Genomic DNA, 20,901 nt, shown 5'->3' on the forward strand with positions numbered 1-20,901 from the left:
GGCTGGTACGATCCGGCCGCTACGATGAGTGACCATCCTCACGGAGGTCGGCCTCGGCCAGCGCCACGCGGCAGAAGCTGGCCGCGATCGCGACGACATCCTCGACGGCCTGCGGATATTGCTTCGACACCCAGCGCAGCGCGATCGAGATCACGGCGCCGACCATGCCGATCGAGAGCAGCGTGGCCGCAGCGCCCCTGTCGCTGCCTTTCGGATCGCGTGCCGGTGGGACCAGGATGTCGCTGAAGACGCGCAGCGCGTCGAGCTTGACGGCATCGACCGCGGGACTGATGCCGGAAATCTCCAGCAGGAAGACCCGCGCCGGCTTCGGGTGCTGCTTCAGCCGCGTGAAATACAGCGTCAGCGCAGCGCGCAGCCTTGCCTCGGGATCGTCACTGCCGGACGCGGCGGCCGCCGTCATCTCCTCGTGGAGGTGGCCAACGACATGATTATAGGCCGCGATCAGCAGCGCCTCGCTGTTGGCGAAGGATTCGTAGAAATAGCGCTCGGTGAGCTCGGCCGCCTCGCAGATCGCCTTCACGGTCGCGCCGCGATAGCCGACCTCGCCATAGACCTCGATCGCCGCATCGATCAGCTTGAGCCGTCGTTCGGCGCGGCGTTCCTCGGCGTCCATGCCGCCGTAGAGGCGGGCTTTCCGGCTGCTTGCCATGAAAGCCTATTGACACGATGCATTGTCAGATGTCAAGCTATCTGACAATTGGCATTGTCAATACTGTCACGGGAGGGTCAGGGCATGTCCGCTCATTTCGACGTGTTGATCGTGGGCGCGGGCCTGTCGGGCATCGGCGCCGGCTATCATTTGCAGGCCAATTGCCCGGACCGCAGCTACGCTATCCTTGAAGGCCGCGATTGCATCGGCGGCACCTGGGATCTGTTCCGCTATCCCGGCATCCGCTCCGACTCCGACATGTACACGCTCGGCTATTCGTTCCGGCCGTGGACCGAGCCGAAGGCGATCGCCGATGGTCCCTCGATCCTGAATTACGTGCGCGAGACCGCGCGCGTCCACGGCATCGACAAAAACATCCGCTTCAACCACCGCGTCGTGCGCGCCGACTGGTCGTCGGCGGAGTCGCAATGGACGGTTGAGGTCGAGCGCGGGCCGGAGAAGACGATCGAGCGCTTCACCTGCGGCTTCCTGTTCATGTGCAGCGGCTACTACAAATACGAGCACGGCTACACGCCCGACTTCCCCGGCATCGCCGATTTCGCCGGCCGCGTCGTCCATCCGCAGCAATGGACCGACGACATCGACTATGCCGGCAAGAAGGTGGTGGTGATCGGCAGCGGCGCGACCGCGGTGACGCTGGTGCCGGAAATGGCCAAGACCGCAGCCCATGTCACGATGTTGCAGCGTTCGCCGACCTACGTCGTGGCGCGTCCGGACGAGGACAAGGTCGCCAACTGGCTGCGGGCGCGGCTGCCGGCAAAACTCGCCTACGGCCTCACGCGCTGGAAGAACGTGCTGTTCGGCATGTATTTCTACCGGCTCTGCAAGCGCGATCCGGAGCGGGTGAAGAAGCTGATCCTGGGCGGCGTGCGCCACGCGCTCGGCCCCGACTACGACGTCGCCACCCATTTCACGCCGCGCTACAATCCGTGGGACCAGCGGCTCTGCCTGGTGCCGAACGGCGATCTCTTTCAATCCTTGCGCAGCGGCGCCTCCTCCGTCGTCACCGACCAGATCGAGACTTTCACGCGTGAGGGTATCAAGCTCAGGAGCGGCAGTGTGCTCGACGCCGATGTCGTGGTCACCGCAACCGGCCTCGATCTCCAGGTGCTCGGCGGGCTCGAGATCAAGGTCGACGGCGCGCCGGTCGATCTGTCCAAAACCATGAACTACAAGGGGCTGATGTATTCCGGCGTGCCGAACCTCGCCGCCGCGTTCGGCTACACCAACGCATCCTGGACGCTGAAATGCGACCTGACCTGCGAATATGTCTGCCGAATGCTCAACCACATGAAGACGAATGGCTACGCGCAAGTCACGCCGCGGCGGAACGATCCTGATGTCGCCGAACTGCCCTGGGTGGATTTCTCCTCGGGCTATATCCAGCGTGCGGCGGCCAGGTTCCCCAAGCAGGGCTCGCGCCGGCCGTGGCGGCTCTATCAGAACTATGCGCTCGATATCATGACGCTGCGCTTCGGCTCGCTCAAGGATGAGGCGATCGAGTTTCTGCCGCCGCGCCGGGCGGCGGCGGTGACTCCGGCATCCGGCTCGGCACGGCAGGTGGCGTAGCACTTAGAAACAGCGAAACTCCGGGCAACTTCGCGCGCCCGATGTGGCGCGGGCTGGCGATCACGCCTCGCCTCTGCTATGGGATGGCACCCCGCATGCTTCGCCGCGGGTTCGCGGTCCCGTAGCTCAGCCGGATAGAGCGACGGTTTCCTAAACCGTAGGTCGGAAGTTCGAGTCTTCCCGGGATCGCCAGTCCGCCAAACGCAATCGGCCCTTCCAATACCGCAATGTCCCCACGAGGCCAGGTTCCGGCAACTGCGTTGGCGGGTTTCGCTGGACGCTCGGTCGGCGGCGATGATAACGGCTGAGCCAATGTTCTCGTGACGGATCGCATGCCGAAACCTCCGCCTCCTTCAGCCAATCGCGGGCCCAGCCCGTCCCCGGTCCTGCAACGCGCCATCGTCGCATTGCAGATGGGGCAGATCATTGAGGCCGAGCGGCTGGCGGCGGAGGTCTTGAAGGCAAACCGCAACGATGTCGGCGCGGCATCGATCCTGGCCCGGGCGCTGATGATCCAGAACCGCAACGAGGAGGCGATCGCGCCGCTCGAGCGCGCCACGCGCCGCGTCGAGGATCCCGGCCTCGAGACCCTGCTCGGCGCGGCGCTCGGCGGCGCCGGTCGCCAGGACGAGGCGATCGATCTGTTGCGGCGAACCACCGCGCGGCGGCCGCCATATCTGCCTTCATTTCAGGCGCTGGCAGGGCAATTGCACGCGGCCGGCCGCATCGACGAGGCGGTTGCCGTGCTTGAGAGCGCGCTTGCTCTCGCGCCCGGGAGCCTCGAATTCCAGCTCCTGCTCGCGCAGCTGTTGCCTCAGCGCAATGAGCGCGGCCGCGCGCGCGAGATGCTGGAGAAGCTGCGCGCGGCGGCGCCGGGACATCCCGATGTTCTGGCCGCGCTCGCGCGCGTGCTGCTGCTCGACGGCGAATATGCCGCTGCGGCGGATCTCTACAGTCAGGTGGTGGCGCAGCGCCCCGACGACCCGCTGACACGCCTGAGCTTCTCCGCCAGTCTTCTGGAAATGGGCGATCGCAACGCCGGCGAAGCCAATCTGCGTCTGGCGATGCGCGGCCGCCCGCAAATGATCGGCCGCACCACGGCCGCGCTGATCATGTCATCGCATGGCCGCTTCTTCTTCCGTCGCAGCGCGTTCGCGAAGTTTTTGAGTTAGCACAGCTATCATCGCCCGGCTTGACCGGGCGATCCAGTACGCCGCGGCTTCTCCACTCAAGCACTGCTGTCTCTGGAATACTGGATCACCCGCTTTCGCGGGTGATGACAGGATCGCGCCACATCGTCGGTGTCGTCCTGCTTTCGCCGGGACGACGGCGACGGATGCAGAGCTAGGTGGCTCGCAACGACGCGCGCGCCTAGCTCCGAAACTGGCGGCGATAGACGCCGGGCTCGCGGGCCATCCTGTTGGACAGCTCCTGGGCGCGCGACGTTTCATCCGGGGTCATCGCCGCGGTCTGGGCGACCCAGTTCTCGCGCTTCACCGGGAAGCATTGCGCAACCGGCGTGCCCCTGGGCAGGACGCCTCTGAAATTGGTGTCGTGCCAGTGCGCGGGGAAATGAACCCAGCTGTCGTGAAACAGGTCGCAATCGACCATGCCGGACAGCGTGGTGAACGGCAGGTCGAACCGATTGACCGGATGGGTGAAGTACAGCGAGTAGCCCGGCGGCGCCTCGATGGTCCACAGGTTGACGAACTTGATGAGGAGGCGGTCGGCCTCGAACAGCGGCGAGCCGATCACCTGGCTTTCGTCGTGGAATCCGATCGGCGAGCGCGGGAATTCCAGCGCGCCGCCGGCGGGAAGATCGTTGTCCCATGTGATCTCGCCGTTCTCGACCTTGAGATCGCAGACCAGCGGCATCAGGAAACCCGACGTCATCGCATCGACGAATGGCGGGCAGCGCTTGACGGTGTCCTCTTCGCGATTGCTCATCGTATTGAAGGCCTGCGTCGGCATCGCCTTGAGCCATCCGGGGAGACCCAATGACGCCGGCACCGGCGGCGGGATCTTGCCCTCGAGCTCCGCCGGGCAGCGGAATTTGATCGCTATCGCTTCGTTGTTGTTGGACACGGCCTGGCCCTTGGTTCGTTCGATGTCGCGGCGCATCTGCGCCAGTTGATGCTGATCTAGCACGCGATGACGGGACGGAGAAAGCAGCCGCAGCGGCTGCCGGGCGAACCGCGGCATGGAGCTATAAGTTGTTGTTATCATGAGAGATAAGGCAAAGTCTTCGATGGCCGGCGCGGCGCTGCTTTTTTTGCCTCGTTCGGCTCGCCGGTGTGCAAGACTTTGCCGACAGGCATTGGCTTTCGATGCCGGTCGGGCGCATCATGTCGGCCTTCGCTGACGACGAGGTTGCAGCAGGCAACGGAGGGATCGATGGCCGAATCGAAGGTTGAAACCGCCAACACCGCAGGCACCGCGCCACCTTCCGGCGATAGCGGCGGCGTCAGCGAGCTTGCGATCGCGACCGTCCGTACCGTGCCGATCGAGCAGGCGCAGTCGCGCACCGAGCACGATCTGCTCGGCGAGGACGAGGTGCCGGCCAATGCGCTGTGGGGCATCCACACCAAGCGCGCGGCGATGAACTTTCCGATCACCGGCGTGCCGGTCGGCCATTTCCCGGAATTCGTCCGCGCGCTGGCGCTGGTCAAGCAGGCGGCCGCCCGCGCCAACAGGCGCCTCGGCTATCTCGCGCGCGAGAAGGCCGATGCGATCGAGGCGGCCTGCACCAAGGTCGCAACCGAGAAGGTCTACGCCGAGTCCTTTGTCGTCGATGCGATCCAGGGCGGCGCCGGCACCTCGACCAACATGAACGCCAACGAGGTGATCGCCAACGTCGCGCTCAAGCTGATGGGCAAGAAGCCCGGCGACTATCACACGCTGCATCCGAACGACGACGTCAACATGGCGCAGTCGACCAACGACGCCTATCCGACCGCGTTGCGGCTCGCGGTGATCTTTGCCACCCAGCCGCTGGTGCGCGCGCTCGATGATCTGGCCTATGCCTTCAAGGGCAAGGCGGTGGAGTTTGCCGATGTCCTGAAGATGGGCCGCACCCAGCTCCAGGACGCGGTGCCGATGACGCTCGGCCAGGAGTTCGACGCCTTCCACGCTACCGTGAAGGAGGACGTCGCGCGTCTGAACGAGATCTCAAGCCTGTTCCGCGAGGTCAATCTCGGCGCCACTGCGATCGGTACCGGCATCAACGCCGACCCGCGCTACGCGGCGCTTGCGGTCGAGGAATTGTCGCGGCTGTCGGGCCAGCCGATGGTGCTGGCCTCGAACCTGATCGAGGCGACCTCCGACCTCGGCGCCTTCGTGCTGTTCTCGGGCGTGCTGAAACGCGTCGCGGTGAAACTGTCGAAGATCTGCAACGACCTCCGTCTCCTGTCGTCGGGGCCGCGCACCGGCATCGGCGAGATCCGGCTGCCGGCGGTGCAGGCCGGCTCGTCGATCATGCCCGGCAAGGTCAATCCTGTGATTCCCGAAGTGGTCAATCAGGTCGCCTTCCTCGTGATCGGGCACGATCTCACGGTGACGATGTGCGCCGAAGGCGGCCAGCTCCAGCTCAACGCCTTCGAGCCGACCATCGGCTATTGCGTGTTGAGTTCGCTGCGCATGCTGACGGCGGCGATCGATACGCTGACCAGGCGCTGCGTCGAAGGCATCGAGGCCGATCGCGAGCGCTGCCGCAGCCTGGTGCAGGGCTCGATCGGCCTGATCACGGCGCTGGCGCCGGCGCTCGGCTATGAGGCGAGCTCCCGCGTGGCGCGTCGCGCGCTGAAGGAAAACCGCTCGGTCGCCGACATCGTGCTGGAGGAGAAGCTTCTGACCGAGGAGCAGCTCAACCAGCTGCTCGAGCTGGAAGCCATGACCCGCCCGGCACGCCGGCAGCCGGTGCCGAAGAGCTGAGGGCGCCGAAGGAATGACCCGACCTCCACCGCAAGCGGGGAGGTCTGGCCACCTACCGATGTCACAGCGTCTTGATGAATTCGATCAGGGCGCGGCGCTCGCCTTCCTCGAGCCTCGGTCCGATCACACCGGTGCCCTTCTCGTTGGAGAATTCGTGCCCGGCATTGCTGTTGCCGCGCTTGGCGGTGTCGAGCGCGAACACGTTCTTGATCTTGCTGTCGGAGACGTAGCCGAGATCCTTCGGGTCATACTCGCGGCTGCCGAGATAGACGATCGAGGGACGTTCCTTCACCGGCGACAGCAGCGCGTAGATGGTCGGGACCGACCCGTTGTGCAGGTAGGGCGGGGTCGCCCAGATGCCGTTGAGCGGCCGGACCTTGTAGGCGAGCGGCGCCTGGATCTCGTTCGCCCGGTAGCCGCTGATGCGCTTGCGATCTTCCGCCGGGGTGTTGTTCTGGTCATACCAGTAGTCGACCGTCTTCTCGACCAGTTCGCCGAGCGCCGGCCCGAAGCTGCCGTCCCTGATCTTCAGATTGGCCGGGGTCTCGACCGTACGGCTCCTGAGGCCTTCGGCCTGAGCACTGTCGGTGCCGATATGGCTGATCGGAATCATCTCGACGTCGAGCAGCGACTGGCCGGCGTCGTTCTTGATCCAGCGCTTCTTGTCCTTGAACAGTGCAAAGGCTTCGTCCTGCGGCAGCGCCTTGCTGTTGATCGCCGGGCCGTGGCAGCCCTCACAGTGCTTCTTGTAGAGTTTGCCGCCCTCTGTCGCGAGCGGCATGTTGATCTGTCCCAGGATGTTCTCGGGCCATTTCGGCGATGCCAGGCCGTCAAAGCCCTTGTCCTCGCTTGGCGGTTCGCCAGCGATCATTCGCTCCATCTCGTGCAGGACGTCGATCCGCGCACTCGATTTGAACAGGCCCTTCGATTCGTCGAGCAGATTGAGTTCGGCGCTGACGCCGAGCGCTTCGCCGGCATTGCGGACCATCGGCTGCATGATGGAGCCGTCGTATTGCACCCAGCTGAACCACGGTGCGTTCCAGATTCGCGGGAAATGCACCGGCGCCGAATGCGCGGCATAGTTGTTCGGGTTGTTGAGGTCGATCGAGAACACCTGGTTGCCGATCCGGTTCAGCGCGTCGAGCCGTGCGTAGCCTTCCTCGACGCTGTTGGCGGCGACCTTGGTCTCCAGCGCGTTGATGTTGGCGTATTGCTTCAGCACGAGATCGAGCTGGCCGCGCAGCGCCATGCGTTCGTCGCGGCTGGCCTCCTTTCCGAGGATGTCGTCGGCAAAGCGTGCAAAGCGGCCCGGCCAGAACCGGGTCAGCAGCAGCGAGACGCCGATGCTCTTCTGGAATTCGAACAGATTGGTGTTGGCCGGCCCGCCATCGATCACGACCTCGGTGCCGCGATAGCTGAAGCTTCCGGTGTGGCAGGCGGCGCAGGTCAGCCCGATCCCGTGCATATCCTCTTTCGTGTGCGGGTTGCGCCAGGGCGCGCCGTTGGCATCGGTCATCGGGGAGCTCGGGGCGAAGCCGATCGGCAGCGCATCCGGGCTGCCCGGGATCACGGTGTCGGGAATAAAGCCGAAGCGGCCGAGATAATTGGTCTCGCTGAGTCGCGGTGCCGCGCCGAACAGCGGCCACAGCGTCGGCTGCTCAAGCGCCATGAACCATTTCAGCGGAATGCCGAAGGTCCGCGTGCCCTGGTCGGCGTGATAGAACCAGCGTAGCTGTGCCGCGGTGACATTCTGCTCCAGCCACACCGTCTTTGCCGGCGGCTGGTAGTCGACGACCTTGACGTGGAAGCCGCTCGCCACCGTCTCGATATCGTCCTTGAAGTAGAGCAGGCCGGCGACAACCAACAGTCCGATAAAAAAGATCGTCTTGCGAGGCATGCCCGTCCCCAATTCGCGGTACCCGCGCGTGATATGGATGAGATATTAAGATTCGCCGAAAACAGGTTCGCGCTAAGCGTGTAGTGCGCTGCGCGCCATCCTACAGTAGCGGCGCTTGGTCTACCAACGGAAATGTTGCCAAGGAAATATTGACTGGCTGTGAGCCAGTTCACTTGCGGCATCGCGACGGTGGCGACATTTGCGCGCATCGCGACCTGCGGCTAGATATGCCGGAGCCACAATTCTTCGAGATGTCATCTTGAACGCGTCAGGTGCACAGCCGCTCACGATCGCCGTCGCCGATGACAGCACGGTGCCCGCACTGCTGCTGCGCCCGGCGCAGGCACGTGCGGCCTATGTGCTTGCGCATGGCGCAGGCGCCGGCATGACGCATCCGTCGATGGCCGTGATCGCGGAGGGTCTGGCGGAGCGCGGCATCGCGACGCTGCGCTATCAGTTTCCCTACATGGAGAAGGGCAGCAGGCGGCCCGATCCGCCTGCCGTTGCGCAGGCGACGGTGCGGGCGGCGGTGGCGGAGGCCGGGCGCCGTTGCGGCGAACTGCCGCTGTTCGCCGGCGGCAAGTCGTTCGGCGGACGCATGACCTCGCAGGCGCAGGCCAAAGCGCCGCTCGAAGGCGTGCGCGGGCTGGTGTTCCTCGGCTTCCCGCTGCATCCCGCCGGCAAGCCGTCGAACGAGCGGGCCAGGCATCTCGCCGCGGTCAAGATTCCCTTGCTGTTCCTGCAAGGCACCCGCGACGCGCTGGCCCAGCTCGATCTGCTCGAGCCCGTCGTGAAGGGGCTGGGTAGCCGTGCGACGCTGCATCTGGTGCAGGAGGCCGATCACTCCTTCCACGTCCTCAAGCGCTCCGGCCGCACCGACCGCGAGGTGATGGCCGAGCTGCTCGATGCCTTCGCGGCCTGGATCGCACAGCATTCGTAGGTTTTTGTAGCCCGGATGGAGCGCAGCGAAATCCGGGATTGCTTGCCACCTGTGACACCGTCCCGGATTGCGCGGAGCCTGTCATCGGGCGCGCGTTCGCGCGCCCCGTTGGCTCCATCCGGGCTACGCTCGGTCAAGTTGCGGCGCCGCCATAGATTCGGTCGCGCAGCCGGCGCATGCCGGACAGCCAGCGGTCGCGATTGGCGGCCTTGCGCTGCATGTAGTCCTGCACCTGGGGATGCGAGAGAATCAGGAAGCGCTCCTCGGCCATCGCCTCGAGCACCATCCGCGCGACCTCACTCGGCTGCAGCACGCCGTCGACCCGCGCCGCGCTCGGGCCCGGCGTCGTCATGCCCGTCTGCACCGATTGCGGGCAGAGCACGGAGACGCGGATGCCGCGATCGCCGTACTGGATGGCGAGATGTTCGGCGATCGCGACGGCGGCGCTCTTGGTGACGCCGTAAGGCATCGAGTTCAGCGAGGCCAACAATCCGGCCGCAGACGCCGTGTTGATGAGATAGCCGGAGCCGCGCGCCAGCATGCCGGGCACCAGCGCGCGGGCGGCGAACACGTGGCTCATCACATGCACGCGCCAGCTGACCTCCCAATCGGCGTCGGACGCGGCTTCCTGTCCCTTGCGCGACAGCCCGGCATTGGAGAAGAACACGTCGACCGGCCCATATTTGTCCTCGGCCGCGGCGATCAGCGCCTTGACGTCCTCCTCGAGCCCGACATCGGCGGTGACCGCGAGCCCGTCGATATCGCCGGCGACGCTGGCGAGCCGGTCGCGCGAGGTCTTCAGATCGGCGACCACGACGCCGCGGGCGCCGGCCTCCGCATAGGCCCGTGCCACCGCTTCGCCGATCCCGCTGGCGCCGCCGGTAACGACGCAGACCTTGTCCTTGATTTGCATGGTTCGATGTCCCTGCCTGTTTATTGTCGCGATCGTCAGCCCTGATACAGCCCCTTGTCACGTGCCTTGCTGATCGCGAGTGCGGCAATCAGGTCGAGCATCGGGGTCGCAAGGCCGGCCGCGCGCGCAAATGCCGCCGGGGCGCGCACCAGTACGTCGATCTCCATGGCGCGGCCGAGCTCGTAATCCTGCAGGATCGACGGCTTGTGGTTCGGCGCCGGCCCTGATCGGGTGACGCGTTTGACCTCGGGAATGTAGTGTGTCGCCACCGCATTGGCCTCCTCGAGCAGGCGTGGGATCACGTCCTGGATGTCGGGATCGTCGCGGACGCCGCGCGCGGTCAGCCCGGTCAGCAGGCAGAGCACCGACATCGACATGTTGGTGAGCAGCTTCGACCAGATCGTCTCGCGGATCTGCTTGACCTCGGGCGATTCGATCGCGGCGTCATTGAGTGTCGCGCGCAGCCGGGCGATGCGCTCGCTCTGCCGATCGTCACATTCGCCGATCAGGAGGCGATTGCGATCCGGCGACAGGTTCGCCACCACGCCGGGCGCGATCACATCATTGGAGGAGAAGATCACCCCGCCGACGATCCGCTGCTGCGGGACGGCGCTGCGCAGACGCCCGCCGGGATCGAGGCCGACCTTCAGCGTCAGCCCGTTGGTCCTGACCGCGTCGAGATGCGGCCCGCGCATCACGCAGGAGACATCGTGGCCGGCGCGTGCCAGCCGGACCGCGACATGGCTGCCGACGGCGCCCGCGCCGAAAATACAAATGCGCATCAGTGGAACTGGTCCTTGCAACGTGTCGCGTCAGTTTCCACAAGCGCGGGGCATTGCGCAACCCGCCATGCATGCGGCGCGGCCGCGCGCGCTCGAAAGTGATGGATCACGCCATCTCCTGTCGCCATAGTGGCTGGGCAAGAGCAATGGCGAACGAGGGAGAAAATTCATGTCGGTCAGCCCAGTCCTGTGGAGCCTCGATGCGCGCGGGGTCGCGACCGTCACGCTGAACAGGCCCGAGGTCAACAACGCCTATGATGGCGCGCTGATCGCCGGCGTGTTGGCCGCGATCGACGATCTCTCGACCAAGCCGGTGCGCGTCGTCGTGCTGAACGGCAACGGCAAGCATTTCCAGGCCGGCGCCGACCTGAAATGGATCAACGGCGTGCGGCCGAAATCATCTGATGAGAACGAGGCGGCGTCGCGCGCCACCTTCGAGGCGGTGCAGCGGCTCAACACGCTGCCGGTGCCGACGGTCGCGCTGGTGCAGGGCGGCTGCTTCGGCGGCGGCACCGGCGTGATCTCGGCCTGCGATATCGTGATCGCGGCCGACAATGCGCTGTTCTCGATCACCGAGGTGCGCTGGGGCCTGACCGCGGCGATCATCATCCCGCAGCTCTGCGACGCGATCGGCGTGCGCCAGGTGCGCCGCTACGCGTTGACCGGCGAACGGTTCGGCGCCGAGGATGCCCGGCGCATCGGTCTGGTGCATGAGGTGGTGCCGCTGGCCGATCTCGACAGCGCCGGTGCCAAGGTCGTCGAGCAGCTGCTCGGCAACGCCCCGGATGCGATGGCTGAGACCAAGAAGCTCGCGATGGAGAGCTCGTTCGGCGGCATGGCCGTGGATGATGCGGCCTACCAGCGCCTCGTTCATCTGCACTCGGCGAAGCGGCAGACCGCGGAAGCAGCCGAAGGGCTCGCGTCCTTTGCCGAGAAGCGCGCCGGCCGCTGGGGTGGCAAGGTATAGTCGTGCCGCTCAGCAGCCGTTGCAGATGCCGCGAATGCTGCGATAGACCTCTTCGTCGTCGCGGCGCATCTGTTGCAGCGATTCGAACGTCTTCGCTTCGTTCGATCGCGTCGATGCTTCAGGCTTGGCCTCCGGCTTGCGCTTGGCGGCGAGCTCCAGCTCCTGCCGATGATAGCAGGCTTCGCGCTCCGGCTTGGCCTCGATGAAGCGGCAGGTCTCGATCGCGGCCGCAGGCTGCGCTGCGAGGATGAGGCCAATCGACACGGACATCAGGAGTTTCAAGCGGGCGATCCTTTCGTACTGTTGTCTCAGGTCCACCCTTGCGAGGCAAGGCCGCACCATCACAGCGACTGCGACAGCGATTTTTTCAATGTCTTGAGTAGCGCCTGCACCGCGGCGGCGTCGATGCGGCGTTCGGGAACGGCGGCCTTCACCCACAGTTCGGGGATCGGAAATTCAGGGAGTAGGGGTTGCAACGTGCCCTTGCGCAGCGCCTCCGCGACCAGATAGTGCGACAGCAGCGCGATGCCATTGCCGGCGATCGCGCTTTGCGTCAGCACGCGGCCCTGTTCGAGGACAGCATGGGCCGCACCTGGATGTTGATGCGGCCGCGCGGTCCCTCGAACGGCCATTCCGGTCCGGTCGGCAGAAAGCTGAGGCAGCGATGGTCGACCAGGTCGCGCGGATGCTTCGGCGTGCCGTGCTTCTTCAGATAGGCCGGCGCGGCGCACAACAGCCGCGGCAGCCGGCACAGCGGCTCGTCGACGACGCCGCCGAACGAGTGCGGAAAGGCGCCGATCGCGATATCGAAGCCTTCGGTCACCGGATCGACCGGGCGATCGATCATCACAATCTCGAGCTTCACGCTTCTGTTCTGCTTCTGGAAGACCGTGAAGGCATCGGCGAGCCGCGCCACCGTCAGCGAGGTCGGCGCCTTGACGCGGAGATGATCGGAGAGGTCGCGCTGCTTCTCGCCCATCCGCGACAGCAGATCGCCGACATCGGCAACGACGCCGCGGGCGCGGTGCACATATTGCTGTCCGGCCTCGGTCAGCCGCAACTGGCGGGTCGAGCGGTGGAACAGCGCGGTCCCGATCCGCTCCTCGAGCTGGGTGACGCGCTTGGCGACGACCGAGGTCGCGACGTTGAGCTTGCGGGCTGCGGCGGAGAAGCCGCCGGCATCGGCGGTGGCGAGGAAGGCTTCGAGATTGGTGAGCGTATCCATCTGCCTTCCCCTTGCTCTTCTTTTGCCTTTCTCGATTCGAGAAAGCTGATCACATAATTTGGTGGATTGTACTGCAATCCGCATCAATTCATAGTTTGCCCAATCAACCTTGTTCAGGGCGGAAATGATGCGAGCGAGCACGATCGAAGAACCTGCGCGGCAGGTGCCCCTCTATGGCGAATATGACGTGGTGGTGCTCGGCGGCGGACCGGCCGGCATCGCCGCCGCGGTCGGCGCGGCACGGGCCGGACGGCGAACCCTGTTGATCGAGCGTTACGGCTTTCTCGGCGGCATGGGCACCGCGGCCGGCGTGACCAACTTCTGCGGGCTGCATGCCAACGTCTTCGGCAAGATGCATCGCGTGGTGCAGGGCATCGCTTCCGACCTGCTGGCGCGGATCGACCGGCTCGGCGGGCTGAACGCGCCGCACCTGATCCTCGGCAAGATCCTTGCGCAGGCCTACGACACCGCGGCCTACAAGATCGCGGCGGACGATCTCTTGGCCCATCATAAGGTCGACATCCTGTTCCATGCACTCGGCGCCGGCGTCGTGATGGACGGCGCATACATCCGCGCGCTGATGGTGGAGACCAAGGCCGGCCGGCAGGCCGTGCGCGGTGGCATCTTCATCGATTGCTCCGGTGACGGTGATCTTGCGGTGTGGGCCGGCGCGCCCCATGAAGTCGGCGACAACAAAGGCGGCATGCTCTATCCATCGATGATGTTCCGCCTCAACGGTATCGATCCGGGGAAGGCCGGCGATGCGTGGCGGACGATTCCGGAGCGGATGGCGCAGGCCGAGGCCGCCGGCACCTTCAAATTCCCGCGCAAGTCCGCGATCGTGCGGCCGCAGAAATCGCAGATCGAATGGCGGGTGAATTTCACCCAGGTGACGCGCAGCGATGGCGGTGCGATCTCAGGTATCGATCCCGACGACATGACGCGCGGCGAGATCGAGGGCCGTCGCCAGGCCGTCGAGGCGTTCAAGTTCCTGCGCACGGTGCCGGGCTTTGAAAGCTCCTACATCGTCGACCTGCCGCCGCAGCTTGGCATCCGCGAGACGCGGCGTGTGATCGGCGGCTACATGCTGTCCGGCGAGGACGTACTGGGCTGCGCTTCATTCGCCGATTCGATCGGCGTCAATGGCTGGCCGATGGAAAAGCACGTGCCGGGCGATGTGACCTTCGAATTTCCGCCGATCCCGGAGAGCCGGGGCTATAACGAATTGCCGTACCGCATGCTGGTGCCGGAGGGCGTCGACAATCTGCTGGTTGCCGGCCGCTGCGCCTCGATGACCCATGAGGGGCAATCGGCCGCGCGCGTCTCCGGTGCCTGTTTTGTGATGGGCGAGGCGGCGGGAACCGCGGCGGCGCTGGCACTTTCAGGCAATACGATTCCGCGCGACATTTCCGTCGAAAAGTTGCAACAACAGCTTGGCAAGCAGGGCGCGTTCATCGGCCGCGATCAGGCCGTGCCCGAGGGGTTGTAGGTGGAGACGGTAATGAAGGGTTGGGCGCGGCTCGCACTCGCGGGTCTCTTGGTGTGGGCCGCGAGCGGTGTGGCGCGCGCGGATGATCTCTTGAAGGCGAAGATCGGTGTGTTGCGGCTGTCGTCCTCGGCGCCGGTGTTCATCGCGCAGGACGAGGGCTATTTCCGCGACGCCGGCCTCGATGTCGAGCTGAAGTTCTTCGACGCGGCACAGCCGATCGCAGTCGCGACCGCATCCGGCGATGTCGATTTCGGCGTCACCGCCGTCACCGCGGGTCTCTATAATCTCGCCGGCAAGGGCACGCTGAAGGTGATCGGCGGCATGAGCCGCGAGAAGGCCGGCTATCCCCTGATCGGCTATTTCGCCAGCAACAACGCCTATGCGAGCGGCCTCAAGACGCCGAAGGATCTTGCGGGCAAGCGCGTCGCGGTGACCCAAATCGGCTCCAGCTTCCACTATTCGCTCGGCCTGCTCGCCGACAAATACGGCTTCAAGCTGTCGGACCTGAAGGTCGTGCCGCTGCAATCGCTGTCGAATGCCGCCGCAGCGCTGAAGGGCGAAACCGTCGACGCCGCGCTGCTGCCGGTCTCGACCGCGCGAACCTTGATGGATTCGAACGGTGCGAAGCTGCTCGGCTGGGTCGGCGACGAGACGCCGTGGCAGCTAGGCGCCATCTTCGCGTCTCCGAAGACGCTGGCCAACCCGCAGCTGGTGAAGCGGCTGCTCACCGCGCTCATTCGCGCCGACCACGAATACCACGACGTGATCCTCACCGCGATCAAGGACGGCATGGCGCCGATCAACGAGAAAACAAAGCCGCTGCTCGAGATCATCGCCAAATACACCAATCTTCCGGTCGAGCAGGTGGTCGGCAATTGCGCCTACATCGATCCCGACGGCAAGCTCGACGTGAAGAACCTCGACAACCAGATCAAATGGCTGCAGGGGCAGGGTTTTGTCGACAAGGGCTTTGATGCCGATGCGATCATCGCCAAGGATTATGTGAAGGCGGATTGATGATGAGCCGCGCAAACAACTCCATCCCCGTCACCCTGAGGAGCCGCGCAGCGGCGTCTCGAAGGGTCGACGGCCCGGATGCAGCAGCTCGGCCGTGCATCCTTCGAGACTCGCTTCGCGCTCCTCAGGATGACGGTCAAACAGCGCGGAGCGGCGCATCATGGACCTGATCGCCGATCATATCAGCCATCGCTTCGGCGCGCTCGACGTGCTCGACGATGTCTCCTTCCAGGTCTCGGCCGGGGAGATCGTGGCAATCGTCGGGCCGTCCGGTTGCGGCAAGAGCACGCTGCTGTCGATCCTCGGCGGCCTGCTGCGGCCGAGCAGCGGCGCGGCGGAGTTGCGTGGCGTGTCGCCGGCCGGCAGCCTCAATCCGCTGACCTTCGTGTTCCAGGATTTCGCCCTGCTGCCGTGGAATACGGTCGAGGAGAACGTCGCGTTTCCGCTGCTGCACACCGGATTGAGCGCCGGCGAGCGCCGCGCCGTGATCGACGATGCGCTGCGCCGCACGGGCCTAACCGATTTTCGCGCGGCCTATCCGAAGCAATTGTCCGGCGGCATGCGCCAGCGCGTCGGCATCGCGCGCGCGCTCGCGGTGCGTCCCGCGATCCTGTTGATGGACGAGCCGCTGTCGGCGCTGGACTCGCAGACCCGCGAGCTGCTGATGGAGGATTTCGTCGGCCTGCTGGCCGACGGCGCGATGGGAGCGGTCTACGTCACGCACAATCTCGAAGAAGCCGTGCGGCTCGCCGACCGCATCGTGGTGCTGTCGCGCCGCCCCGGCCGCATCAGGGAGATCGTGGCCATCCCGATGACGCGCGCCGAGCGCGGGACCGCGGATGCGCGCGGGCCGATGGCAGCACTCCAGAGTGAGCTGTGGTCGCTGATCCGGAAAGAGGCGATCGATGCCGAGCGCGAGGTCCAGCATGCTTGATCGCGCGCCGCCGGAAACGAAGGACCAATCCGCGGAAGCAACCCGCCCGGTCGCGTTTCGCGGCGCCGGCTTCACGCCGGGCGGCAGCCGCTCTGCCGGCTGGATCGCGCTCGCGCTGGTGATCGCGGTCTGGCAGCTCGCCGGCAGCGCGGGATGGGTCAATCCGCTGTTCCTGCCAGCGCCGTCGGCGATCGCGGTTGCGATCACCGAGCTCGCGATGTCGGGCGCGCTGTGGCAGCATTTGTCGTGGTCGATCATGCGGATCGGCACCGGCTGGATCATCGGCACGGCCGCCGGAATCGTCACAGGCTTCGCGATCGGGCTGTCGACCATGGCGCGCGGCGTCGGCATCACCTTCATCTCGGCGCTGTTTCCGATCCCGAAGATCGCGCTGCTGCCGTTGCTCATCCTGTGGCTCGGGATCGGCGAGGAGCCGAAGATCGCGACCATTGCGCTCGGCGTGTTCTTCTCGACCGCGATCTCGGTCTATAGCGGCGTGGATGCGGTGCCGCGCAATCTGATCCGGATGGCGCAGAGCTTCAACGTGCCGTTCCACGCCATCGTGCGCCGCGTGATCTGGCCGGGCGCGCTGCCCTCGATCCTCGCCGGCTTCCGCATCACTGCGTCGGTTGCGCTGCTGCTGGTGGTCAGCGCCGAAATGATCGGCGCGCAATACGGCATCGGCGCCTTCGTGCTGCAGGCCGGCAATCTGATGCAGACCGATCAGCTGCTCGCCGGCGTCGTGATCCTGTCGCTGTTCGGGCTCGCGGTCGGGAAGCTGATCAACCTGCTGGAAGTGCGGCTGCTGCACTGGCGGTGAAGGCTGCGCTGCCGGCTACAACCCCCGCTGTCGTCCCTGCGAAAGCAGGGACCCATAACCACAGGGTGTCGTTGCTAGAAAAGGCTGGGGCCCAGCGCCTCGAACAACAAGCCCCTGTGGTTATGGGTCCCGGGTCGCGCGGAGCCTGTCATCGGGCGGCGCTTCGCGCCGACCCGTTGGCTTGCCCGGGACGACACCATTACATTTTGCCACGCCTCGCTACGCGTTACCCCTGTCCTCGCGGAACAGATCGAGCTTCTGCTGCACCGGGCGGTCCGAGAACGAGAACAGCACGGAGTCGGTGTCGGCCTCGTGGGTGACCCAGTGCCAGCTCGGCACCACGAACAGATCGCGCGGTCCCCATTCGAAGGTCTGGTCGCCGACCCGGGTGCGGCCCTTGCCCTCGATCGCGGCGAACACGGTGGCGTCGGTCGCGCGATAGCGTGCGGTCTTGAAGCCCTTCGGCAGCAGCTGGATGAAGGTGCCGATGGTCGGCATCGCGAAGTCGCCGGTCTCGGGGTTGGAGAATTTCAGCTTGAGGCCGTGGCAGGCGTCCCACTCGTCGCGGGCGCGGGCCTTTTCCAGCGTCTCGCGGGTGTGCTCATAGGGATAGTTGAAGATCGGCGAGGTCTTCGACGACCGCTTCTGGTCGATCGGCAGCAGGTTGCGGCCGTAGCGCGCGAAGCTGTCGCCCGCCGGCTTGGAGATCGCCTGCTGATCCTCCTTGGCGCCTTCCGCAAACGAGCAGTCGAAGAACTGCACCATCGGGATATCGAGCCCGTCGAGCCAGAACATCGGCTCCGATGTTTCGTTGGAGTGGTCGTGCCAGGTCATCGACGGCGTGATGACGAAGTCGCCCGGCGCCATCGCGGTGCGCTCGCCATCGACCGCGGTATAGGCGCCCTTGCCCTCGAGCACGAAGCGCAGCGCCGACTGGGTGTGGCGATGGGCGGGCGCGACGTCGCCCGGCACCACCATCTGCACGCCGGCAAACAGCGAGGTCGTGATCCTCGACTGGCCGCGCAGGCCGGGATTCTCCAGCACCAGCACGCGGCGTTCGGCTTCCTTGGCCGTGATCAGTTTGCCCGCCTCGTTCATGTAGTCGCGGATCTGGTCGAACTTCCACAGATGCGGACGGCAGGCGCTGCGCGGCTCCGGCGTGACCAGGTCGCCCAGCACGTTCCACAGCGCCGAGAGATTTTCGCCGTCGATCTTCTTGTAGAACGCCTCGCGCTCCGGGGTCTTCTGCACGGCTTCCATGGCAAGCCTCCCATCATTCTTGTCGGTTCAATTTAATTGACAGTATACTGACAATATGGCTAGCGTCAATGAAACAAGCCAATCACGAATGCAAGGGAGGTTCCGATGAAGCTGCATGGCTATTTCCGGAGCAGCGCGTCCTACCGGGTCCGGATCGCCCTCAATCTGAAGGGTCTGACACCGGAGCATCTGCCGCATCATCTGCGCAAGGGCGAGCAATGCGCGCCGGCCTATCTCGCGATCAATCCGCAGGGGCTGGTGCCGACGCTGGAGAGCGATGCGGGGGCGATCCTCACCCAGTCGCTGGCGATCATCGAATGGCTTGACGAGACCAATCCCACTCCGCCGCTGCTGCCGAAGGATCCGTTGCGGCGCGCCAAGGTGCGGGCCTTCGCGCAGGCGATCGCCTGCGACACCCATCCGGTGCAGAATCTGAAGGTGCTGGCGCGGCTGCGTCAGCTCGGCCTGCCCGAGGCGCAGGTGACGGAATGGGCGGCCTGGGCCAATCGCGAGGGCCTGTCGGCCTGCGAGACGCTGATTGCCGAAGAGACCGGGCCGTTTTGCTTCGGCGACCAGCCGACGCTCGCCGATCTCTGCCTGGTGCCGCAGCTCGCCAATGCGCGGCGCTTCGGCGTCGATGTGTCAGCCTATCCGCGCCTGCTCAAGGCCGAGGCCGCAGCAAAGCAGGTCAAGGCGTTCGCCGACGCCGTCCCGGACAAGCAGCCCGATGCCGAGTAGCAAGCCAACGCCCGTCACCATGGACGCGGTCTACACCGCGCCCGGCTATCTGTTCCGGCGCATGCAGCAGATCGCGGTCGCGCTGTTCATCGAGGAGTGCAAGGCGTTCGACCTGACGCCGGTGCAATACGCCGCGCTGGTGACGATCTCGACCCATCCCGGCATCGACGCCACAAGGCTCTCGGCGGTGATCGCGTTCGACCGCTCCACGCTCGGCAACGTGATCGAGCGGTTGCAGGCCAAGGCGTTCATCGCCCGCAAACCGTCGCCCGAGGACAAGCGCGTCAAGCTGCTCTACCTCACCAAGGCCGGCGCGTCCGTGCTCAACGACATCATGCCCTCGGTCGACAAGGCGCAGGCGCGGATGCTGCAACCGCTGAAGCCTGCCGATCGCAAGACGCTTCTCGCGCTCCTGACCCAGCTCGTCGACCTCAACAACGAGGCGTCGCGGGTGCCGCTGCGCGCCGAGGACGCGCTCGAGCATCTCGGGAGGTCGGGCTGATGGCGGAGACGAGGCCTGTCCTGATCGCGGGCGGCGGCATCGGTGGTCTCGCCGTGGCGCTGGGGCTCGCACAAAAGGGAATCCGCTCGATCCTGCTGGAAAAGGCCGCAGCGCTCGGCGAGATCGGTGCCGGCATTCAGCTCGGGCCGAATGCGTTCCATGCCTTCGACTATCTCGGCGTCGGCGAGGCGGCGCGCAACATGGCCGTCTATATCGACCAGTTGCGGCTGATGGATGCACTCACCGCCGACGAGATCACCCATATCGACCTCGGCGACGCCTTCCGCGCTCGGTTCGGCAACCCCTATGCCGTGGTGCATCGCGGCGATCTGCACGGCGTGTTCCTGCGCGCCTGCGAGAGGCACGAGTTGATCGAACTGCGCGTCAGCAGCGAGGTGGTCGGCTACGAACAGGACGGCTCATCGGTGACCGCCAGGCTCGGCAGTGGCGAGCGGGTCACCGGACGTCTTCTGATCGGCGCCGACGGCCTGTGGTCGAATATCCGCAAGCAGGTGACGGCCGACGGCCCGCCGCGCGTCTCCGGCCACACCACCTATCGTTCCGTGATCCCGACCGAGCAGATGCCGGAGGATCTGCGCTGGAACGCAGCTACGCTGTGGGCCGGCCCGAAATGCCACATCGTGCATTATCCGCTGTCGGGCTGGAAGGTGTTCAACCTCGTCGTCACCTATCACAACGACGCGCCGGAGCCGGTCGCCGGCAAGCCGGTCTCCGAGGAAGAGGTGATGAAAGGCTTCACCCACGTCCATGAGCGGGCGCAGACCATCATCCGCCACGGCACCAATTGGAAGCTCTGGGTGCTGTGCGATCGCGATCCCACCGAGCGCTGGATCGACGGCCGCGTGGTGCTGCTCGGCGACGCCGCGCATCCGATGTTGCAGTATTTTGCGCAAGGTGCCTGCCAGGCGATGGAAGATGCGGTCTGCCTGTCGCACATGCTGGCCCATCACGACGATCAGCCGGCAGCGCTCGACGCCTACCGGGCGCAACGCTTCCCGCGCACCGCGCGGGTGCAACTGATGTCGCGTGCGATCGGCGAGCACGTCTACCATCCCTCAGGCGAGCACGCCCGCATCCGCAACGCGATCATGAGCGCGAAGTCGCAAGCTGAATGGTGCGACGATATCGCGTGGCTGTATGGTGGGACGGGGCTGGGCGGTTAGCTGCGGCACGCTGATTGAAAGAGCACTCCGTGTGGCCACCCCT

At 65.6% G+C, this 20,901-nt stretch carries 19 protein-coding genes, 1 tRNA gene and 1 pseudogene; 13 read left to right on the forward strand and 8 right to left on the reverse strand.

The annotated features are described in order from the left end of the window. Positions 1-19 precede the first annotated feature (19 nt). Positions 20-670, reverse strand: a complete 651-nt coding sequence (locus ACVW17_RS10250; protein ID WP_456751770.1) for a TetR/AcrR family transcriptional regulator — start codon at positions 668-670, stop codon at positions 20-22. A gap of 84 nt (positions 671-754) precedes the next feature. Between ACVW17_RS10250 and ACVW17_RS10255 the strand changes: the two genes are divergently transcribed. From ACVW17_RS10255 to ACVW17_RS10265, 3 genes are all read left to right on the forward strand, one after another. Then, positions 755-2,260: a flavin-containing monooxygenase gene (locus ACVW17_RS10255; RefSeq protein ID WP_456751771.1), complete on the forward strand. Its 1,506-nt coding sequence runs from the start codon at positions 755-757 to the stop codon at positions 2,258-2,260. A 115-nt stretch (positions 2,261-2,375) separates the two neighbouring features. Then, positions 2,376-2,452: transfer RNA gene (locus tag ACVW17_RS10260), tRNA-Arg, on the forward strand. Between the two features lie 140 nt (positions 2,453-2,592). After that, positions 2,593-3,432 carry a tetratricopeptide repeat protein gene (locus ACVW17_RS10265; protein ID WP_456751772.1) on the forward strand — a complete coding sequence of 280 codons (840 nt, stop codon included), beginning with the start codon at positions 2,593-2,595 and terminating at the stop codon, positions 3,430-3,432. A gap of 199 nt (positions 3,433-3,631) precedes the next feature. Here the strand turns inward: ACVW17_RS10265 and ACVW17_RS10270 are convergent, their stop codons facing one another. After that, positions 3,632-4,381: a hypothetical protein gene (locus tag ACVW17_RS10270; RefSeq protein ID WP_456756392.1), complete on the reverse strand. Its 750-nt coding sequence runs from the start codon at positions 4,379-4,381 to the stop codon at positions 3,632-3,634. Between the two features lie 273 nt (positions 4,382-4,654). Here ACVW17_RS10270 and ACVW17_RS10275 point away from each other — a divergent pair, with 273 nt between their 5' ends. Beyond that, entirely contained in the window at positions 4,655-6,190 is a 1,536-nt protein-coding gene (locus ACVW17_RS10275) for an aspartate ammonia-lyase (RefSeq protein ID WP_456751773.1), read from the forward strand. 61 nt (positions 6,191-6,251) lie between these two features. On the opposite strand, the gene ACVW17_RS10280 is transcribed toward ACVW17_RS10275, so the two are convergent. Continuing rightward, positions 6,252-8,087 (reverse strand): di-heme-cytochrome C peroxidase, encoded by a 1,836-nt coding sequence (locus ACVW17_RS10280; protein WP_456751774.1) that lies wholly within the window; start codon positions 8,085-8,087, stop codon positions 6,252-6,254. A 259-nt stretch (positions 8,088-8,346) separates the two neighbouring features. Here ACVW17_RS10280 and ACVW17_RS10285 point away from each other — a divergent pair, with 259 nt between their 5' ends. Next, positions 8,347-9,027, forward strand: a complete 681-nt coding sequence (locus ACVW17_RS10285) for an alpha/beta hydrolase family protein (protein WP_456751775.1) — start codon at positions 8,347-8,349, stop codon at positions 9,025-9,027. A gap of 133 nt (positions 9,028-9,160) precedes the next feature. Here the strand turns inward: ACVW17_RS10285 and ACVW17_RS10290 are convergent, their stop codons facing one another. Together ACVW17_RS10290 and ACVW17_RS10295 are read right to left on the reverse strand one after the other, a co-directional pair. After that, entirely contained in the window at positions 9,161-9,940 is a 780-nt protein-coding gene (locus tag ACVW17_RS10290) for an SDR family oxidoreductase (protein WP_456751776.1), read from the reverse strand. Positions 9,941-9,975: 35 nt separating this feature from the next. After that, positions 9,976-10,722, reverse strand: coding sequence for a ketopantoate reductase C-terminal domain-containing protein (locus tag ACVW17_RS10295; RefSeq protein ID WP_456751777.1), 747 nt, complete (start codon positions 10,720-10,722; stop codon positions 9,976-9,978). 169 nt (positions 10,723-10,891) lie between these two features. Here ACVW17_RS10295 and ACVW17_RS10300 point away from each other — a divergent pair, with 169 nt between their 5' ends. Further along, positions 10,892-11,689, forward strand: a complete 798-nt coding sequence (locus ACVW17_RS10300; protein WP_456751778.1) for an enoyl-CoA hydratase-related protein — start codon at positions 10,892-10,894, stop codon at positions 11,687-11,689. A 9-nt stretch (positions 11,690-11,698) separates the two neighbouring features. Here ACVW17_RS10300 and ACVW17_RS10305 read toward each other — a convergent pair whose 3' ends face one another. Both ACVW17_RS10305 and ACVW17_RS10310 read right to left on the reverse strand, forming a co-directional pair. Then, positions 11,699-11,959 (reverse strand): hypothetical protein, encoded by a 261-nt coding sequence (locus ACVW17_RS10305; RefSeq protein WP_456751779.1) that lies wholly within the window; start codon positions 11,957-11,959, stop codon positions 11,699-11,701. Between the two features lie 71 nt (positions 11,960-12,030). Next, positions 12,031-12,914: pseudogene (locus ACVW17_RS10310) on the reverse strand (LysR family transcriptional regulator). 127 nt (positions 12,915-13,041) lie between these two features. Here ACVW17_RS10310 and ACVW17_RS10315 point away from each other — a divergent pair. The 4 genes from ACVW17_RS10315 to ACVW17_RS10330 all read left to right on the forward strand — a co-directional run bounded on the left by ACVW17_RS10315 (position 13,042) and on the right by ACVW17_RS10330 (position 17,174). Beyond that, complete coding sequence (locus tag ACVW17_RS10315; RefSeq protein ID WP_456751780.1) at positions 13,042-14,403, forward strand: FAD-dependent oxidoreductase; 1,362 nt, start codon at positions 13,042-13,044, stop codon at positions 14,401-14,403. Between the two features lie 12 nt (positions 14,404-14,415). After that, the gene (locus tag ACVW17_RS10320) at positions 14,416-15,420 is read left to right on the forward strand and encodes an ABC transporter substrate-binding protein (protein ID WP_456751781.1); all 1,005 of its coding nucleotides are present in this window, start codon (positions 14,416-14,418) and stop codon (positions 15,418-15,420) included. A gap of 160 nt (positions 15,421-15,580) precedes the next feature. Then, positions 15,581-16,354 (forward strand): ABC transporter ATP-binding protein, encoded by a 774-nt coding sequence (locus ACVW17_RS10325; RefSeq protein ID WP_456751782.1) that lies wholly within the window; start codon positions 15,581-15,583, stop codon positions 16,352-16,354. Next, the gene (locus ACVW17_RS10330) at positions 16,347-17,174 is read left to right on the forward strand and encodes an ABC transporter permease (RefSeq protein WP_456751783.1); all 828 of its coding nucleotides are present in this window, start codon (positions 16,347-16,349) and stop codon (positions 17,172-17,174) included. The genes ACVW17_RS10325 and ACVW17_RS10330 overlap by 8 nt, the downstream gene beginning before the upstream one ends. A 219-nt stretch (positions 17,175-17,393) precedes the next feature. Here the strand turns inward: ACVW17_RS10330 and gtdA are convergent, their stop codons facing one another. Continuing rightward, complete coding sequence (gene gtdA / locus ACVW17_RS10335; RefSeq protein ID WP_456751784.1) at positions 17,394-18,434, reverse strand: gentisate 1,2-dioxygenase; 1,041 nt, start codon at positions 18,432-18,434, stop codon at positions 17,394-17,396. 105 nt (positions 18,435-18,539) lie between these two features. On the opposite strand from gtdA, the gene maiA reads away from it, so the two are divergent. From maiA to ACVW17_RS10350, 3 genes are read left to right on the forward strand one after another with little or no spacing between them, the layout of a single operon-like run. Further along, positions 18,540-19,172 carry a maleylacetoacetate isomerase gene (gene maiA / locus ACVW17_RS10340; protein ID WP_456751785.1) on the forward strand — a complete coding sequence of 211 codons (633 nt, stop codon included), beginning with the start codon at positions 18,540-18,542 and terminating at the stop codon, positions 19,170-19,172. After that, positions 19,162-19,674 (forward strand): MarR family winged helix-turn-helix transcriptional regulator, encoded by a 513-nt coding sequence (locus ACVW17_RS10345; RefSeq protein WP_456751786.1) that lies wholly within the window; start codon positions 19,162-19,164, stop codon positions 19,672-19,674. The genes maiA and ACVW17_RS10345 overlap by 11 nt, the downstream gene beginning before the upstream one ends. Then, complete coding sequence (locus tag ACVW17_RS10350; RefSeq protein WP_456797088.1) at positions 19,674-20,858, forward strand: 3-hydroxybenzoate 6-monooxygenase; 1,185 nt, start codon at positions 19,674-19,676, stop codon at positions 20,856-20,858. The genes ACVW17_RS10345 and ACVW17_RS10350 overlap by 1 nt, the downstream gene beginning before the upstream one ends. Positions 20,859-20,901 lie beyond the last annotated feature (43 nt).

It is taken from the genome of Bradyrhizobium sp. USDA 4473 (assembly GCF_054063335.1).

What these genes read in the sequence shown, in the direction of transcription:
- ACVW17_RS10250 (WP_456751770.1), bottom strand. Translation starts at nt 670, where the DNA reads ATGGCAAGCAGCCGGAAAGCCCGCCTCTACGGCGGCATGGACGCCGAG.
- ACVW17_RS10255 (WP_456751771.1), top strand. Translation starts at nt 755, where the DNA reads ATGTCCGCTCATTTCGACGTGTTGATCGTGGGCGCGGGCCTGTCGGGC.
- ACVW17_RS10265 (WP_456751772.1), top strand. Translation starts at nt 2,593, where the DNA reads ATGCCGAAACCTCCGCCTCCTTCAGCCAATCGCGGGCCCAGCCCGTCC.
- ACVW17_RS10270 (WP_456756392.1), bottom strand. Translation starts at nt 4,381, where the DNA reads ATGCGCCGCGACATCGAACGAACCAAGGGCCAGGCCGTGTCCAACAAC.
- ACVW17_RS10275 (WP_456751773.1), top strand. Translation starts at nt 4,655, where the DNA reads ATGGCCGAATCGAAGGTTGAAACCGCCAACACCGCAGGCACCGCGCCA.
- ACVW17_RS10280 (WP_456751774.1), bottom strand. Translation starts at nt 8,087, where the DNA reads ATGCCTCGCAAGACGATCTTTTTTATCGGACTGTTGGTTGTCGCCGGC.
- ACVW17_RS10290 (WP_456751776.1), bottom strand. Translation starts at nt 9,940, where the DNA reads ATGCAAATCAAGGACAAGGTCTGCGTCGTTACCGGCGGCGCCAGCGGG.
- ACVW17_RS10295 (WP_456751777.1), bottom strand. Translation starts at nt 10,722, where the DNA reads ATGCGCATTTGTATTTTCGGCGCGGGCGCCGTCGGCAGCCATGTCGCG.
- ACVW17_RS10300 (WP_456751778.1), top strand. Translation starts at nt 10,892, where the DNA reads ATGTCGGTCAGCCCAGTCCTGTGGAGCCTCGATGCGCGCGGGGTCGCG.
- ACVW17_RS10305 (WP_456751779.1), bottom strand. Translation starts at nt 11,959, where the DNA reads ATGTCCGTGTCGATTGGCCTCATCCTCGCAGCGCAGCCTGCGGCCGCG.
- ACVW17_RS10315 (WP_456751780.1), top strand. Translation starts at nt 13,042, where the DNA reads ATGCGAGCGAGCACGATCGAAGAACCTGCGCGGCAGGTGCCCCTCTAT.
- ACVW17_RS10320 (WP_456751781.1), top strand. Translation starts at nt 14,416, where the DNA reads ATGAAGGGTTGGGCGCGGCTCGCACTCGCGGGTCTCTTGGTGTGGGCC.
- ACVW17_RS10325 (WP_456751782.1), top strand. Translation starts at nt 15,581, where the DNA reads ATGGACCTGATCGCCGATCATATCAGCCATCGCTTCGGCGCGCTCGAC.
- ACVW17_RS10330 (WP_456751783.1), top strand. Translation starts at nt 16,347, where the DNA reads ATGCTTGATCGCGCGCCGCCGGAAACGAAGGACCAATCCGCGGAAGCA.
- gtdA (WP_456751784.1), bottom strand. Translation starts at nt 18,434, where the DNA reads ATGGAAGCCGTGCAGAAGACCCCGGAGCGCGAGGCGTTCTACAAGAAG.
- maiA (WP_456751785.1), top strand. Translation starts at nt 18,540, where the DNA reads ATGAAGCTGCATGGCTATTTCCGGAGCAGCGCGTCCTACCGGGTCCGG.
- ACVW17_RS10345 (WP_456751786.1), top strand. Translation starts at nt 19,162, where the DNA reads ATGCCGAGTAGCAAGCCAACGCCCGTCACCATGGACGCGGTCTACACC.
- ACVW17_RS10350 (WP_456797088.1), top strand. Translation starts at nt 19,674, where the DNA reads ATGGCGGAGACGAGGCCTGTCCTGATCGCGGGCGGCGGCATCGGTGGT.